Consider the following 15,210-nt stretch of genomic DNA (forward strand, 5'->3'; position numbering starts at 1 on the left):
GCCCGTCGGGAACGGGTTTCAGAGTTCCGTCGTCCTTCCGGTGTCGGTCGATCGTTGTCTCAGGATAGGCCGTGAGCGTCAGATCACGGTGAGTGGCAGAAGTTTCCTGCCCGTGGGGCCGATCTGGATCTCCGTCCCCATCGTGGGGCAGACGCCGCAGTCGTAGCAGGGCGTCCAGCGGCAGTCCTCGACCTCCACGTCGCCCAGCGCGTCCTGCCAGTCCTGCCACAGCCACTCGCGGTCGAGACCGGCGTCGAGGTGATCCCAGGGGAGCACCTCGTGCTCGTCCCGCTCACGGATCGTGTACCAGTCCACGTCCACCGGCTCGTCGGCCAGGGCACGCTCCGCCGCCGCCATCCACCGCTCGAACGAGAAGTGCTCGCTCCAGCCGTCGAACCGGCCGCCGTCCTCCCAGACGGCGCGGATGACCCGGCCCACCCGGCGGTCACCACGCGACAGCAGCCCCTCCACGATCGACGGCTTGCCGTCGTGGTAGCGGTAGCCGATCGCCCTGCCGTACTCCTTGTCGGAGCGCAGGGCGTCGCGCAGCGCGCGCAGCCGGCGGTCCACCGTCTCGTGGTCGCACTGGGCGGCCCACTGGAACGGGGTGTGCGGCTTGGGCACGAACCCGCCGATGGAGACCGTGCAGCGGATGTCACGCGAACCCGTCGCGTCACGGCCCGCCTTGATGACCTTCTTGGCCAGGTCGGCGATGCCGAGGACGTCCTCGTCCTCCTCCGTCGGCAGCCCGCACATAAAGTAGAGCTTCACCTGCCGCCAGCCGTTGGAGTAGGCGGTGGTGACCGTGCGGATCAGGTCCTCCTCGGTGACCATCTTGTTGATCACCTTGCGCATCCGCTCGGATCCGCCCTCCGGCGCGAACGTGAGCCCGGAACGACGGCCGTTGCGGGACAACTCGTTCGCCAGGTCGATGTTGAACGCGTCGACCCTGGTGGACGGCAGGGACAGGCCGACCTGGCTGCCCTCGTAGCGGTCGGCGAGACCCCTGGTCACATCGGCGATCTCGGAGTGGTCCGCGCTGGACAGCGAGAGCAGCCCGACCTCGTTGAAGCCGGACTCCTTGATCCCCGCCTCGACCATGTCGCCGATCGTGGTGATCGACCGCTCCCGGACCGGACGGGTGATCATCCCCGCCTGGCAGAAGCGGCAGCCCCGGGTGCAGCCCCGGAAGATCTCGACGCTGAACCGCTCGTGCACGGTCTCGGCGAGCGGGACCAGCGGTTTCTTCGGATACGGCCACTCGTCGAGGTCCATGACCGTGTGCTTGAACACGCGCGTCGGCACGCCGTCGCGGTTGGGGACGACGCGCATGATGCGGCCGTCCGGGTGGTACTCGACGTCATAGAACTTCGGGACGTACACCCCGCCGGTGGAGGCGAGACGCATCAGCAGCTCGTCGCGGCCGCCGGGCGACCCCTCGGCCTTCCACTCGCGCAGCACCTCGGAAATCGCGATGGCGATCTGCTCGCCGTCACCGAGCACCGCGGCGTCGAGGAAGTCGGCGATCGGCTCCGGGTTGAACGCGGCGTGACCGCCCGCCAGCACGATCGGGTCCTCGTCGGTGCGGTCCGCCGCCTCCAGCGGGATCCCCGCCAGGTCGAGCGCGGTGAGGAGGTTCGTGTAGCCGAGTTCGGTGGCGAACGACACCCCGAGGACGTCGAACGCGCGAACCGGCCGGTGGCCGTCCACGGTGAACTGCGGGACGCCCTCGGACCGCATGAGCGCCTCGAGATCGGGCCACACCGCGTAGGTGCGCTCCGCCAGCGTCTCGGGCAGCTCGTTGAGGATCTCGTAGAGGATCTGCACCCCCTGGTTGGGCAGGCCGACCTCGTAGGCGTCCGGGTACATCAGGGCCCACCGGACGGTCGCCTCGTCCCAGTCCTTGACCGTCGAGTTCAGCTCGCCCCCGACGTACTGGATCGGCTTCTGCACCTTGGGCAGCAGCGGCTCCAGGCGGGAAAACAACGACTCGACAGACATGCTTCCAGGGTATCGGCTCCCGCGAGTGTCCCCTGCGGATCTCCCGCCGTCAGAAGGGGTGCCAGATCCGGTCGTCGCCCGCGCGCAGCGAGGCCAGGCGATGGCGCAGTTCGGCGTGCGCCACGGCGTCCCGGTGCCCGATGCGCAGCACGGCCGTCAGCGTCTGCAGCTCCCTGATGTCGCGCAGCACCGGGTAGCCCGGCCAGTCCCTTATGTCGCACCCGTACGCCTGGGCGAAGCCGTCGCGCTGCGCGTCCGCCAGGCCGAACCTGGCGCCCTGCAACGTGGGCACCAGGTCGATCTCGCGCGGCCCGGCGCCGGCCGAGTCCCAGTCGCACAGCAGGATCCGGTCCGCGGTGCGGATGAGGTTGCCCCGGTGCGCGTCCCCGTGGATCAGCCCGTACGGCAGGGCGAACTCGACCCGCTCGTAGTACGCCTCCTCCAGCGCCGCGCACCGGCGCAGCAGCCACTCCCGCTCCTCGCCGTCCAGCACGAGACTGGCACGTACGGCCCGCCGCACGCGGCCGAAAGGATCGTAGGTCGGCAGCGCGAACGGGACCGGCGGCAGGGAGTGCAGCCACCGCAGCAGCAGGCCGAGCGGGACCGGATCGCCGTCGTCCGCGCCGTCCTCGTAGTGCCAGAAGGTCGCCAGGCAGCCCTCGACGGCCAGCGGCTGGCGCACGTCGAGCGGCAGCGTCACGGGAAATCCCTGCTCGTGCAGCCAGCGGGTGACCTTGAGCGAGGTGACAAGGCGGTCGTACTTGCCGGGAGTGCCCGCCTCCGCGAGGCGGACGACGACCCCCTCCCCCGGCAGGTGGTACACCGTGTTGGCGAAACTGCGCAGCAGCCGGGCGCCGTCGGCGCTGAGCCCCGCCTGGCGGCACGCCTCGGCGAGCGCGGGCGGGGTGCCGGCGACGGTGGAGACACTCATCGCGTCCCTCCCTCACTGCGCGGCGCCTCGGACGGTGTCCCCGGCAGGGTCTCGGGCAGCGCCCGGGCGGCCGACTGGGGCAGGCCGGTCGCGCAGAACGACTCGAGCCGCTCGGCGAGCTCCCCCCGCACCATGGCCCGGGTGGACTGGAGGGTCTCGGCGAGGCTGTCGATCCTGCGCTCGGGCGGCAGGGCGAGCAGTGGGGTCAGTGCCTGCTCGGCCCCGCCGGGATCGTCCTCCATCAGGTGCGCGACCGCGAGGTGGGCGCCGGCCATCGCCTCGCAGCCGTACGACCGGTTCTGCCGGTCCTCCCGCGCGTACAGGCCGAGCGCGGTGCGGGCCTGCTCGATCGCCCGGACGGGCTGGCCGAGGTGCAGGTGCGTGACCGCCGTGTAGTAGGCGTGCTTGGCGGGCCGGAAGGAGAACTCCCCGGCGAAGCCGTCGTGCAGTTCGTCGCCCGCGCCCGACTCCCGGGCGTCCGCCGCCTTGAGCAGGTCGTCCTCGGCCTCGCGGGTCCAGCCGAGCATCGCCCCCGCCCGCGCGCGCAGCATGTGCAGCCGCGCGCCGCCCTGACCCCGTGGCAGCTGGGTGAGGCCGTCCTCGGCATAGCCCGCCGCGTCCTCGTACCGCCGGTCCCACAGCGCGACCGACGCCTGCATGCCGCGGGCCCAGCCCATGAGCGACCGGTGGCCGGCGATCCTGCCGTACGTCCACGCCGCGCGGGCGAGGGTATCGGCGGGCACGCGCCGGCCCATGTCCATGCTCGCGTTGGCCATCAGCCCGCACAGCGTCCCCGCCAGGAAGTACAGCTCACCGGCCTGGCCCGGGTGGACGCGCCGCTCCAGGGCCCGGCGGGTCTGCTCCTGCAGCGCCCGCATCTCGACGAACAGCGGCAGCGGCGCCTCCCAGACGTACCGCCGGGACAGCCAGATCACCTGCGTGCGCAGCCGCTCCAGCGTGCTGTCGCCGATCTCGCTCGCCTCGACCCGCTCGGCGTGCTCGCTCGCCTCCTGCGCGGCGGTGCTGATCAGGTCGGGCGTGGAGGGGCGCCGCCACGCCTCGGGGCGGCGCATCTCCGGGGGCGTGTAGTCCCGGGCGAACCCGAGCTGCACCGGGCCCGTCTCGAACAGGCGGCACAGCAGGTCGGTGTAGTCGCGGTCGGGCCGGGCCCCGGCCTCCCACTCCCGCCACGACCTCTCGCTCAGGCCTCTGCGCTTGACCTGCTCGCGGTCGCACATCGCGTGGAAGCGCTCGATCGCCTCCTCGACCGTCCACCCGTACGCCAGGCGCAGGCACTTGAAACGGGTCAGCCGCGGGCAACAGAGGTGGATCTCCTCGGCGATCTGATGGAAGACCGCGGTCGTCGGCGGCTCCCCGAGAGCGGCGAGGGTGCGCTCGCGGATGCCGCCGGCGATTTGGATGGGGGACCGGTCCCCGCCGCGTGAGGGTGTCGTCATCGGCTCTCCCAGTGGTGACACCGGCACGCTAACGTCGTCCATGTCACGAACCGGTCACCTCGCACACTGTCACCTCGCGCATTGGGAGTCGCTCTCCTCCAGCCGGAGAGGAACGACCGTCCCGCCACGGCGCAACTGGGCCGTGAAGAGCTGCCCGCACAGGCTGGCCGGCGTCTCGGCGAACCACACCGTCGGCGGGTCGCCCGCGGCCGCGGCGGCCCATCGTCCGCCGCCGTACACGATCCGGTAGTCGGGGAAGGCCCTGCGCAGCAGGTCAAGGGCGCGCTGGCGCTCCCGCGTCTCGTCGTCCGGAGTCACCGCTCCTCCGTAATGGTTCGTTCAACCCCCGAACCTGTTTCGTTCCCATAGTGTTCGACGCACGGTGCGGATGCCAGTGAGAGCCGCGAGCCGCCACCCTGCGGACGGCTCTCATAGGGCGCCGGGTCACACGGGCCGTGACCTGAGATGGATCGCCTGCAGAATGGCCACCGCCGTCATGTTCGCGAACGTCGCGGTGCCGCCGTAGGAGACGAACGGCAGCGGCACTCCGGTGATCGGCATGATGCCGATGGTCATGCCGACGTTGACGAGTGTCTGGAAGGCCAGCCACGCGACGATGCCGCCGGAGACGAGCGCGCTGAACCGGTCGCCGCACATCCGGGCGATGCGCGCACCGCGCAGCAGCACCACACCGAGCAGGGCCACCACGGTGACCGTTCCGACGAAGCCGAGCTCCTCGCCCGCGACGGTGAAGATGAAGTCGGTGTGCTGCTCGGGCACGAACCGTCCCGTGGTCTGGCCGCCGTGGAACAGGCCCTTGCCGAACACCTCGCCCGAGCCGATCGCCACCAGCGCCTGCGTGCTGTTGTAGCCCACGCCGCGGGGGTCGCTCGACGGGTCGATGAGCGCGGTGAACCGGGCCACCTGGTACGGCTTGAGCAGACCCAGCGACCACACCGCCACCGCCACGAGGGCCGCGAGCAGCACCCCTGCCACGACCCAGCGCTTGCGTATCCCGGCGAGGACGACGACGGCGCCGGTCGTCGCCATCAGCACCATCGTGGTGCCGAGGTCGGGTTCCAGCATGACCAGCGCCGCCGCGCCGCCCGCCGCCGCGAGGGACAGCGCGAGACCGGCGGCCCTCGGGCGGTCCTTGACCTTCCCCTTTTCCGACGTCGGGACCAGCAGCCGGGCCAGCATGACCACCAGCGCCGGTTTCATCAGCTCGGCGGGCTGCAGGGCGAAGCCCCCGCCCAGCAGAATCCACGAGTGGTGGCCGTTGACCGTCGAACCCATCGGGCTGATCACCAGGATCAGCCCGACGACGGCGATGCCGTACAAGACAGGCGCGTACGTGCGCAGCCAGCGATAGTCGGTCACCGCGACCGCGCTGTAGAGGGCCAGGCCGATGAGCAGGTTGAGCACATGCTTCTTGGCCATGCCCGTCGGCTCGATCGACGACCACGTCCGGGTGGCCGACCACACCAGCAGCGTGCCGATCACACTGAGCGCGGCAACCGCTCCGAACAGCAGCCAGTCCATCCGCCAGAAGACCGATCCCCGGCCGACGACGCGGCTCGCGAACGACCTCCGTCGTACCCCGATGGCCTCAGTCATGGCAGGCCCGCCTCACTGCGTGTTGTCGCGGCTGATGGCCGGCAGCCGCGTCACCGGTTTGCCGTCCGGAAGCGCCGGCTTGATCGGCTTGCCGTTGTCCCCCTTGCCGAGCCCGAAGATCCCTTCCCAGATGCGCCGCACGGCGGGCGCGGCGGTCGAGGCGCCGAAGCCGCCCTGCGCCACCATGACCACGGTGACCAGCCGCGGATTGTCCGCGGGCGCGAAGGACGCGAACCACGACGTGTCCTCCTTGCCGTAGACCTCCGCTGTACCGGTCTTGCCGCCGATCTTGACGATGTTCAGCGGGAACCCGCGGAACGCGCCCGCCGCCGTGCCGTCCGAGGGCACCTCGCTGAGCGCCTTACGGATATAGGTGCGGGTCTCGTCGTTGACCGGCAGGTGCCCCACGATCGGGACCGGGATCTCCTGCTTAAGGGTGCCGTCCGGGCGCATCAGCGCCCAGCCGACACGCGGGCTGCGGACGTTGCCGTCGCCGAGCAGCGCCGCGTACGCCCGGGCGAGCTGGAGGGGCGTGACCAGGACGTCTCCCTGGCCGATCGAGAGGTTGACCGCCTCGTAGGCGTGGAAGATCATGCCCTCCAGGCAGTTCTCGTTGGCCAGCCGCTTGGCGAACGCGGCCCGGCTCTGGTCCTTCATCTCCGGGTAGCCGATCTTGGCCCGCTTGCACATCTCCGACTTGGTGGAGTTGTACAGGTCGAGCTTCCACGCCCGGGTCGGAATGCGGCCCGCGGACTCGCCGGGCAGGTCGACGCCGGTGCGCTTGCCGAAGCCGTAGGCCTTGGCCATGTTCGGCATCGGCTCCTTGACCTTGGCCTTGGGCGTCTTGCCGCCGTCGCGCAGCCACTCCTCGTATCCGGCCTTGTAGAACACGGTGTCGCACGACTTCACCAGCGCCTCGTGGAGCGAGATCGCGCCCAGGCTCATGCCGCCCGCGTTCGGGTAGGACCGGCCTTCCACGTTGTAGGAACTCGGGCACTGATAGGTGCCGTGCAGCGGCTCGCCGTCGGCGACCATCGCGGACGCTGAGCTGATCTTGAAGGTCGAACCCGGGGCGTACTCGCCGGCGATCGCCCGCGACACCAGCGGCTTGCCCGACTTGTCCGACAGCAGTCGGCGGTAGTCCTTCTCGGCGATGCCGCCCGTCCAGACCCTGGGGTCGTACGTCGGCCGGCTGGCCATCGCGATCACGCGGCCGGTCTTCACGTCGAGCACCACGCCGGCGGCGCCGTCGGAGTTGGGCACCTCCTGCATGGCCTGGTCGAGCGACTTCTCGACGACGCGCTGCACGTTGGCGTCGATGCTGGTCACCAGGATGTCGCCGGGAACCGGGTCGGACTGCTGGTTGACCGTGATCACCTTGCCCATCCGGTCCACCTGGACGTTGCGCAGGCCGGGCGTGCCGCGCAGTGCGGAGTCGTAGGTCCGCTCCAGGCCGTCGCGGCCGGTGAGGTCGACGCCCGAGTAGTTGGCCTTGAGCCCCTCCCGCTTCTCCAGCTCGCTCTGCGTCACCGGCTGCAGGTAACCGAGCAACTGCGCGGCGTCCTTGCCGCTGGGATAGTCGCGGATCGCCTGGATGTCGGCCGTGACGCCGGGGAAGTCCTCCTGGCGTTCCAGGATCTGCAGCGCCGCCCGCGGGTTGACGTTGGTGGCGACCGGGATCGGCGTGTACGGCGAGCCGGGCCAGCACGGGCGGCTGACGCCGGGACCGCATGCCCGGATCTCCTGCTTCAGCTTCGACAGCGGCACTTTCAGCACGGCGGACAGCCGGCGCAGGACCGCGTCGCCGCCGTCCGGCATCCGCTCCAACCGGCCGCGGTCCACCGAGACCACCAGCGTCGTGCGGTTGCGCACGAGCGGGCGGCCGGAGGAGTCGAGGATCGCCCCCCGCAGAGCGGGGACCCGCACTTCTCGGGTGCGCGTCTCCGTCGCGACCGTGACGAACCGCGACCCCTGCACCACCTGGACCTGCCACAGCCGGACGACGAGCACCACGATCATGGCGATGACCAGCACCTGCAGGACGAGCAGGCGCCCGCGCAAACGTGTCATGCCGTCCCCCGTCTCCAGTTCGGCACGAGCTCGCCACGGCCCGTGCTCCTCCGGTGGCCGCCGTGCACGACCTTGACCGCCCGGAGCACGAGCGGAGCGGCCACGAGATTGCAGATCGCGGCCCGGGGCCATGCCGTGGCCAGCACCGGCCAGGTGATCCCCGGAGCGCCGATCAACGCGCCCAGACCGGCCAGCATGCCGGGCGCGACCACCGCGCACGCCGCCACCGCGGGCAGCGGCACGCGCTCTCCCACGCGTCCGGCCGCGTAGCCGAGCGCGCACAGGACCAGTGCGTACTGGCCCAGCGTGTGGTTGGAGGGCGGCAGCAGGTCGTAGGCCAGCCCCCCGCAGAAACCGATCACCGCGCCGGGCACGGGCCCGCGCCTGGTCGCGAGCGCGGCGACCGTCAGGAGCACCAGGTCGGGCGCCCAGGAGAACAGCAGCCGGTTTACCACGCTGACCTGGAGCACCAGAGCGACGAAGAGCAGCAGCGCGGCGATGAGGTTGCGGGCCATCGTTCAGTTCCTCCCGCCGCGGCCGTCGTCCGCCGCGGCGCCGTCGTGCTGCCGAGGCGCGTCGCGCGGCTCGTCTGCGGCGTACTGCTCCTGCTCCTGGGCGTACCGCTCGGGCTCTTGGGCGTACCGCTCGGGCTCTTGGGCGTACCGCTCGTGGGCGCGCTGCTCTCCGTCCACGGCCTGCGTGCCGTGCCGGCCGCGCCGCTCCCGAGCGGCCTCGGGCCGGCCCTCGCGCGCCTGCCGTTCGGTCGCGGCCCTCGACTCGTCGCCCGCGCCGTGGCCCCGATCGTCGTGGCCCCGGTCGCCGAGCCCCCACTCGGCCTCCAGCGAGGCGCCCGCCTGCCCACGGCTCCCGTCGCCGCGCCGCGGCTCCTCGGGTCGCGGCTTCGGCGGCTTCGGCACCGGCGGCAGCACCGCGTCACGCGGATCGCGCTTCGGCGCCGCGACCACCACGCCGACGACGTCCAGCGAGGAGAAGTCGGTGAAGGGCCGCGCGTAGGCCGTCCTTGTCACATCGCCCGGGGTGTTGTCCACCCGCTCGACCACACCGATCGGGACACCCGGCACGTACGGCTTGCTCCGCTGCGAACCGAACGAGACGATCCGGCGACCCACTCCGATCGGCACAGTGGAGTCGAGCAGGCGGAACCTGACGAGGTTGCCGCCCCCGCCCGCCTCGCCCAGGCCGCTCACGACGCCGAGCTCGTTGCCGCCCTCCAGCCTGGCCCCCGCCGAAAGAGCCGGGTCGGTCAGCAACGCCACCGTCGAGCTGTCCGGGCCGGCCTGGACGATGCGGCCGACCAGCCCCGCGTCGCTCAGCACCGTCATGTCGGGCCTGAGCCCGTCGCCGGTGCCGGCGTCGATCTCGACCGTGTCCTCGAAACCGGCCACCGTACGCCGCGCGACCACCTGGGCCGGGACGACGCGGTAGCGGCCGAGCCCCGCCAGCCCGAGCATGCGGTCCAGCTTCTCGGCCCGCGCCTTGTCGAGCCGCTGCGCCGACACCTCGTCCCGCAGCCGCGCGTTCTCCTTGCGCAGGTCCGCGACGGCACGCTGAGCGGAGGGCGCATCGCGCAGCATGCCGACGAATCCGGTGATCGGACGGGTGACGGCGGCGCCGACGCGCTCGACCCTCCCGAACACGGCGCCCGCGAAGTCGCGCACCGGGCCGAGGACGTGGTCGTTCCCGGCCCGGCGATCCACGGTGATGAGGATCAAGGCCACGGCGAGGAGGAGTCCGAGTATGAGACGGGCGCGGCGGGTGTCTCTCATGACGCTCCTTAGTTGCGGGGCTCCGGCACGAGCACCTGCTGGAGGGCTTCAAAGTCCTCCACGCACCGCCCGGAGCCGAGCGCGACCGAGTCGAGCGCGTTCTCGGCCAGGTGGACCGGCATGCCGGTCTCCTCGCGGAGCCGGTCGACCATGCCGCGCAACAGGGCGCCGCCACCGGTCACGGCGATACCCCGGTCCATGAGGTCACCCGAGAGCTCGGGCGGACACTTGTCCAGCGTCGACTTCACCGCGTCCACGATCGCGTTGACCGGCTCGGCGATGGATCGGCGGATCTCCTCGGCGCTGATGACGACCGTCTTCGGGAGGCCGCTGACCAGGTCGCGGCCGCGCACCTCGGCGTGGAAGTCCTCACCGGTGACGCAGGCGGACCCGACGGCGATCTTCACCTCCTCCGCGGTGCGCTCGCCCAGCATCAGGGAGTACTCCTTCTTGGTGAAGGCGATGACCGCCTGGTCGAGTTCGTCTCCCCCGACGCGGATCGACTGGCTGGTCACGATGCCGCCCATCGAGATGATGGCCACCTCGGTGGTGCCGCCGCCGATGTCGACGACCATGTTCCCGGTCGGCTCGTGAACCGGAAGGCCGGCTCCGATCGCCGCCGCCATCGGTTCCTCGATGATGTACACACGGCGGGCCCCGGCCTGGTAGCCCGCCTCCTTCACCGCGCGTTGCTCCACCGCGGTGATGCCACTGGGCACGGCCACGATGATGCGCGGACGCACGAAGTGCCGGCGTTTGTGGATCTTCTGGATGAAGTACCGCAGCATTCGCTCGGTCACATCGAAATCCGCGATGACACCGTCCCTAAGGGGACGGATCGCGACGATGTTTCCGGGCGTCCGCCCGATCATCCGCTTCGCTTCTATCCCAACTGCCACGATCTTTCCTGTCGTGACGTTGATGGCGACGACGGACGGCTCGTTCAGGACGATGCCGCGCCCTCGGACGTAGACGAGAGTGTTCGCCGTGCCAAGGTCGACAGCCATGTCACGGCCCAGGAATGTCAGCTTGCTGCCCATGCGGAAGGAAGCCTTCCTTCAGGTGGTTAGCGGTTACCGGGTTCAGCGGGTGTGCGGGATGACGCATTGCATTGGAATCGTAACGGTCGGTGCTCATCACTGGGCACATCGAGCTCTCAAGCCCCCGGAAAAACCGCCCTTCCCCTGCCTAAGCTCGGTCACCACCTGGAAAAACACGAGAGGCCCCGGTTTAAACCGGGGCCTCTCGTGTGGCAAAGGCTAGAAACGGTCCGGAAAGAAAATCTTGATTTCCCGGGCGGCGGACTCCGGCGAATCGGAGCCGTGGACCACGTTCTCACCGATCTCCAGCGCGTGGTCGCCGCGGATGGTGCCGGGCGCGGACTTCACCGGGTCGGTCAGACCGGCCAGGGCGCGGAACGCCTCGACGGCCCGGGGGCCCTCGAGCACCATCGCGACCAGCGGGCCGCCGGTGATGAACTCCACCAGCTCGCCGAAGAACGGGCGCTCGGCGTGCTCGGCGTAGTGGGCCTTGGCCGTCTCGGCGTCGAGCGTGCGCAGGTCCATCGCCACGATCTTGAGGCCCTTGCGCTCGATGCGGCCGATGACGTCCCCGATGAGGCCGCGACGGACCCCGTCGGGCTTGATCAGGACAAGCGTACGCTCGGACACGGTCTCTTCTCCTAAGGTCGTTGATGAGGCTCACGTGGCGTCGTGCTCGCCGTATGGTGCCCCGGCAGGTCGCGGGCGCACCCGTCGAGCATCTGGGGAGCTTCGGCGGGGAAGCTCCGTACGCAACGGCAGCTTACCGGTCCGGGAACGCCGCTCCGATCGGACGAGTCCGAAGCCGCGGGACGGTGCCGACGGACGGTGCCGGCGGACGGCCTTGGCGACGGTGTCGCGGAAAGTCGGCGGAACACCCACGGCATGCCCGCAGGGGCGGTGTCGCGGGACGCTCGCGGGATTGTGTCAGCCCACGCCGCCGGGGACGCCGTCGTCCTCCTCCGGCGACGGCGTCGGCGCGGGGATCACCACCTGACCGTCGACCGACGCGGCGGCCCGCCGGGCCAGGACGGAGGAGAGCACGATCACACCCACCACGACGAAACCACCGATCAGCGCCCACGTGTGAAGAGCGTCGATGAACCCCTCGACCAGGGCGTTCCCGTTGCCACGCGCGGTCTCGGCGGCATCGCGCAGCCGGTTCACCTGAATGCCGGTGCCGAGCAGGAAGCCCGCGAGAACCGCGGGGAAGCACAGCGACAGGCCCAGCATCGCCGACCCGAGGCCCGCCGTACGGAAGGCGCCGACCAGCGCCACCGCCGCCCCCGCGGCCAGCAGGACGAACGGCACCACCAGCGGCGTGCCGGACGGGGCGGGAACCAGCAGCCTGATCGCGGCCAGCCCGGCCACGACGGCCGCGAGACCGAGGGCCGTCATCCGGGCCGCGAACGTCTCGGGCGTCCGCCCGGCGAGTACGGCGCCCACGAGGGCGGCCAGCGCCGCGATCAGGAACGGCACCCACAGGCCCTTCAGACCGGGACCGCCCAGCGGGCCGCCGAGTTCGATGTAGGTCATCTGCGCGGCCGTCGGCAGCACCACCAGCCCGACCGCGACGTTGACGAAGGCGAGTGTGCGGCCGCCAGGCCCCTCGAACGTGCCGAGCGCCGCGAGGGCCAGCATCGCCACCACCACGGCAGCCGCGGCGGTGACGACCAGGGGCGGCGGCCAGTCGAAGGTGATCCCGACGCCCAGCACCGCGATGGCGGCGGCGGGCACGATGGCCAGCGCGAGCCGCCCACGCTCGGCGGATGTCGGCCGGCCCACGGGCAGGATCTCCCCGTCCGCCCTCGTCCCGCCGTCGCCGGCGACCATCCAGAGCACCAGATACGCCGCGGCGAGGGCCAGCGCCACCCCCGTGAGCAGCGGGTACGGCTGGAGGGTGACCTGCCAGGAGGTCACGTCACGGATCGCCCACAGGGCGAGTGCCTGGGCCGACAGCAGCGAGGCGGCGAGCGCACCCGCCCAGATGGGCAGCAGCACCCGGTGCCGGGGACGCTCCGCGGCCGCGACCAGCGTGGCCGGCACGAGCATGCCGGCGCCGATCCCGTGGAGCACGCGCAGCACGCCGACGAGCGCGACGGTGTCGGTGTACCCTCCGGCGACGTCGGCGAGCGCGAGCAGCGTGAGCCCCGCGACGAGGATCGGCGCGGCGCGGAGCCTGCGTACCGCGACCGCGGCGAGCGGCACGGTCACCAGCATGGCGGGCAGCGCCAGGCCGTGCGCGCGGATCATGTCGACCTGCGACACGCCCGGCGGCAGCAGCGCCGCCACGACGGAGATCGTGTTCGGGATGGCGACGAGCGCCAGAGGAAGGGCCACCAGGGTGAGCAGCCCGATGACGACGTCGACCAGCAGAGGGACGCGCACGGCACGGACCGGCACGGCGGCCCGAGCCTGCGGTACGGGAGGGACGGCCATGGTTGCCGACTTTAGCGCTTCGTCGTCCCTTCGACACGGCGAGCGACGAAGATGGCTGTTATCCACAGGGCAGCGAAGATCACCCCGAGGAAGAACATGACCGGAACCAGGAAGCCTGTGGCGATTGTCAGCACTTCAAGAACCGTGCCCGCGATGTACGCGGACGGGCGTTTCAGCATGCCGGCGACCACCACGCACAGGACGGCCAGCCCGAGCCCGACGGTCAGCGCGAGCGGCGTGGACACGTTGTTGATGGTGATCGCGACCGGGATGATGAGCGCGACGACGATCGCCTGCATCCCGAGAACGGTCGCGCAGAGCCGGCGCATGCCGGGGGTCACCTCGAACACGCCGCTGCTCATCGGGCGGCCTTGAGGAGAACGCGCGCGTCGCCCGCGGTCACGACCGAACCGGTGATGAGGACGCCGGAGCCGAACTCGTCGCCCTGATCGGCCAGCGCCACCCCCGTGTCGATGGCGTCGTCGAGCCGGTCTTCGACGTGGACGCGCTCCGGACCGAAGACGGCTTCCGCTCGGGCCGCGAGGTCGTCCGGGCTCAACGAACGCGCGGAGGAGTTGCGGGTGACGACGATCTCCTCGGCCACCGGTTCCAGCAGGTCCAAGATCGTGTCCACGTCCTTGTCCGCCATCACGGCCACCACGGCGACGAGCCGGGTGAACCCGAACGCCTCGGTCAGAGCCTCGACCGTCGCCTCCATCCCCGCGGGATTATGCGCCGCGTCGACCAGAACGGTCGGACCGCGCCGCACTATCTCCAGCCGTCCTGGGCTCGTCACCTGGGCGAACGCCTGCCGTACGACCTCCTCCGCCAGCGGGTCGTCTCCGGCTGTGAGCGCCTCGACGGCGGCCAGGGCGCCCGCGGCGTTGCCCGCCTGGTGCGCACCGTACAACGGCAGGAACACGTCCTCGTAAACGCCTTTCAAGCCCCTGAGCTGGAGCATCTGGCCGCCCATGGCGAGCTCGCGATGCAGCACGCCGAACTCCAGTCCCTCACGGGCGACCACCGCACCGACCTCGGCCGCCCGCCGCATCAGCACCTCTGCCGCGGGCAGCGCCTGCTGCGCCAGCATGACCGTCGCCTTCGGCTTGATGATGCCGGCCTTCTCTCCGGCGATCGTCGCGATGTCCGGACCGAGATAGTCCGTGTGATCGAGCGAGATGGGCGTGATGACGGCGACCGTCCCATCGGCGACGTTCGTCGCGTCCCAGGTGCCGCCCATACCGGTCTCGACCACGGCGACGTCCACCGGAGCGTCGGCGAACGCGGCGAACGCCATCGCCGTCAGCACCTCGAAGAAGCTCAGCTTGCCGGTCTTGGCGTCGATCATCTCGAGGTAGGGCGCGATGTCCTGGTACACCTCGGCGAACCGCTCCTCCGACAAGGGCTCGCCGTCGATCGAGATACGCTCGCGCATCGACTGCAGATGCGGGCTCGTGTACCGGCCCACCCGCAGGTTGCGCTCGCGCAGCAAAGCCTCGACCATCCGCGCGGTGCTCGTCTTCCCGTTGGTGCCCGCGATATGAACGACCTTGTACGAGTTCTGGGGATCGCCGAGGATCTCCATCAGCGCGGTGATCCGGTCAAGGGTGGGACTGAAATCCCACTCCACTCCTCGCGCCATGATCGCTTGCTCGACGGCTCGATATTCCACGACCCTCAGCGTACGGGACCCCATGCCCACCCCCCTCACGAGGCGGTAGCCCAAACCGCAAGATCACCACAAGAGCGGCGGGCGGGTGAGGGCAAAAAAAGAAGGGCCATCCCACACGGGATGGCCCTTCCAAAAAATTGTCCGGCGGCGTCCTACTCTCCCACACCGTCCCCGGTGCAGTACCATCGGCGCTGAC

13 protein-coding genes are annotated in these 15,210 nt (G+C 70.8%); all 13 read right to left on the minus strand.

Translation table 11 applies throughout. The features are described 5' to 3' along the window. Nucleotides 1-78: 78 nt before the first annotated feature. Nucleotides 79-2,001 (minus strand): TIGR03960 family B12-binding radical SAM protein, encoded by a 1,923-nt coding sequence (locus AB0O28_RS23205; protein WP_363643365.1) that lies wholly within the window; start codon nt 1,999-2,001, stop codon nt 79-81. Between the two features lie 49 nt (nt 2,002-2,050). Continuing rightward, on the minus strand, nt 2,051-2,932 hold the full coding sequence (locus AB0O28_RS23210) for an aminoglycoside phosphotransferase family protein (protein ID WP_363643367.1): 882 nt from the start codon (nt 2,930-2,932) through the stop codon (nt 2,051-2,053). After that, nucleotides 2,929-4,389, minus strand: a complete 1,461-nt coding sequence (locus AB0O28_RS23215) for a hypothetical protein (protein ID WP_363643369.1) — start codon at nt 4,387-4,389, stop codon at nt 2,929-2,931. Before AB0O28_RS23215 ends, AB0O28_RS23210 begins: the two co-directional genes overlap by 4 nt. Before the next feature lie 69 nt (nt 4,390-4,458). Continuing rightward, a complete protein-coding gene (locus AB0O28_RS23220) occupies nt 4,459-4,707 on the minus strand; it encodes a hypothetical protein (RefSeq protein ID WP_363643371.1) in 249 nt (82 codons plus the stop codon). A 126-nt stretch (nt 4,708-4,833) separates the two neighbouring features. Next, the gene (gene rodA / locus AB0O28_RS23225) at nt 4,834-6,006 is read right to left on the minus strand and encodes a rod shape-determining protein RodA (protein ID WP_363643373.1); all 1,173 of its coding nucleotides are present in this window, start codon (nt 6,004-6,006) and stop codon (nt 4,834-4,836) included. A 12-nt stretch (nt 6,007-6,018) separates the two neighbouring features. Further along, nucleotides 6,019-8,076: a penicillin-binding protein 2 gene (gene mrdA, locus AB0O28_RS23230; protein ID WP_363643375.1), complete on the minus strand. Its 2,058-nt coding sequence runs from the start codon at nt 8,074-8,076 to the stop codon at nt 6,019-6,021. Then, nucleotides 8,073-8,591 carry a rod shape-determining protein MreD gene (gene mreD / locus AB0O28_RS23235; RefSeq protein WP_363643377.1) on the minus strand — a complete coding sequence of 173 codons (519 nt, stop codon included), beginning with the start codon at nt 8,589-8,591 and terminating at the stop codon, nt 8,073-8,075. The genes mrdA and mreD overlap by 4 nt, the downstream gene beginning before the upstream one ends. A gap of 3 nt (nt 8,592-8,594) precedes the next feature. Beyond that, a complete protein-coding gene (locus AB0O28_RS23240; protein WP_363643379.1) occupies nt 8,595-9,863 on the minus strand; it encodes a rod shape-determining protein MreC in 1,269 nt (422 codons plus the stop codon). An 8-nt stretch (nt 9,864-9,871) separates the two neighbouring features. Then, on the minus strand, nt 9,872-10,903 hold the full coding sequence (locus tag AB0O28_RS23245) for a rod shape-determining protein (protein ID WP_139576225.1): 1,032 nt from the start codon (nt 10,901-10,903) through the stop codon (nt 9,872-9,874). Nucleotides 10,904-11,122: 219 nt separating this feature from the next. Further along, nucleotides 11,123-11,533, minus strand: a complete 411-nt coding sequence (gene ndk / locus AB0O28_RS23250; RefSeq protein ID WP_363643381.1) for a nucleoside-diphosphate kinase — start codon at nt 11,531-11,533, stop codon at nt 11,123-11,125. 297 nt (nt 11,534-11,830) lie between these two features. After that, nucleotides 11,831-13,342 carry a hypothetical protein gene (locus AB0O28_RS23255; protein WP_363643383.1) on the minus strand — a complete coding sequence of 504 codons (1,512 nt, stop codon included), beginning with the start codon at nt 13,340-13,342 and terminating at the stop codon, nt 11,831-11,833. Between the two features lie 11 nt (nt 13,343-13,353). After that, complete coding sequence (locus AB0O28_RS23260; protein ID WP_363643385.1) at nt 13,354-13,704, minus strand: DUF4233 domain-containing protein; 351 nt, start codon at nt 13,702-13,704, stop codon at nt 13,354-13,356. After that, nucleotides 13,701-15,038, minus strand: a complete 1,338-nt coding sequence (locus tag AB0O28_RS23265) for a folylpolyglutamate synthase/dihydrofolate synthase family protein (protein ID WP_363643387.1) — start codon at nt 15,036-15,038, stop codon at nt 13,701-13,703. Before AB0O28_RS23265 ends, AB0O28_RS23260 begins: the two co-directional genes overlap by 4 nt. Nucleotides 15,039-15,210 lie beyond the last annotated feature (172 nt).

This window comes from Microbispora sp. NPDC088329 (assembly GCF_040685655.1).
Lineage (GTDB): Bacteria > Actinomycetota > Actinomycetes > Streptosporangiales > Streptosporangiaceae > Microbispora.

Bases quoted from the DNA above. Each gene is read 5' to 3' on its own strand.
- AB0O28_RS23205 (WP_363643365.1), bottom strand. From the start codon at position 2,001: ATGTCTGTCGAGTCGTTGTTTTCCCGCCTGGAGCCGCTGCTGCCCAAG.
- AB0O28_RS23210 (WP_363643367.1), bottom strand. From the start codon at position 2,932: ATGAGTGTCTCCACCGTCGCCGGCACCCCGCCCGCGCTCGCCGAGGCG.
- AB0O28_RS23215 (WP_363643369.1), bottom strand. From the start codon at position 4,389: ATGACGACACCCTCACGCGGCGGGGACCGGTCCCCCATCCAAATCGCC.
- rodA (WP_363643373.1), bottom strand. From the start codon at position 6,006: ATGACTGAGGCCATCGGGGTACGACGGAGGTCGTTCGCGAGCCGCGTC.
- mrdA (WP_363643375.1), bottom strand. From the start codon at position 8,076: ATGACACGTTTGCGCGGGCGCCTGCTCGTCCTGCAGGTGCTGGTCATC.
- mreD (WP_363643377.1), bottom strand. From the start codon at position 8,591: ATGGCCCGCAACCTCATCGCCGCGCTGCTGCTCTTCGTCGCTCTGGTG.
- AB0O28_RS23240 (WP_363643379.1), bottom strand. From the start codon at position 9,863: ATGAGAGACACCCGCCGCGCCCGTCTCATACTCGGACTCCTCCTCGCC.
- AB0O28_RS23245 (WP_139576225.1), bottom strand. From the start codon at position 10,903: ATGGGCAGCAAGCTGACATTCCTGGGCCGTGACATGGCTGTCGACCTT.
- AB0O28_RS23255 (WP_363643383.1), bottom strand. From the start codon at position 13,342: ATGGCCGTCCCTCCCGTACCGCAGGCTCGGGCCGCCGTGCCGGTCCGT.
- AB0O28_RS23260 (WP_363643385.1), bottom strand. From the start codon at position 13,704: ATGAGCAGCGGCGTGTTCGAGGTGACCCCCGGCATGCGCCGGCTCTGC.
- AB0O28_RS23265 (WP_363643387.1), bottom strand. From the start codon at position 15,038: ATGGGGTCCCGTACGCTGAGGGTCGTGGAATATCGAGCCGTCGAGCAA.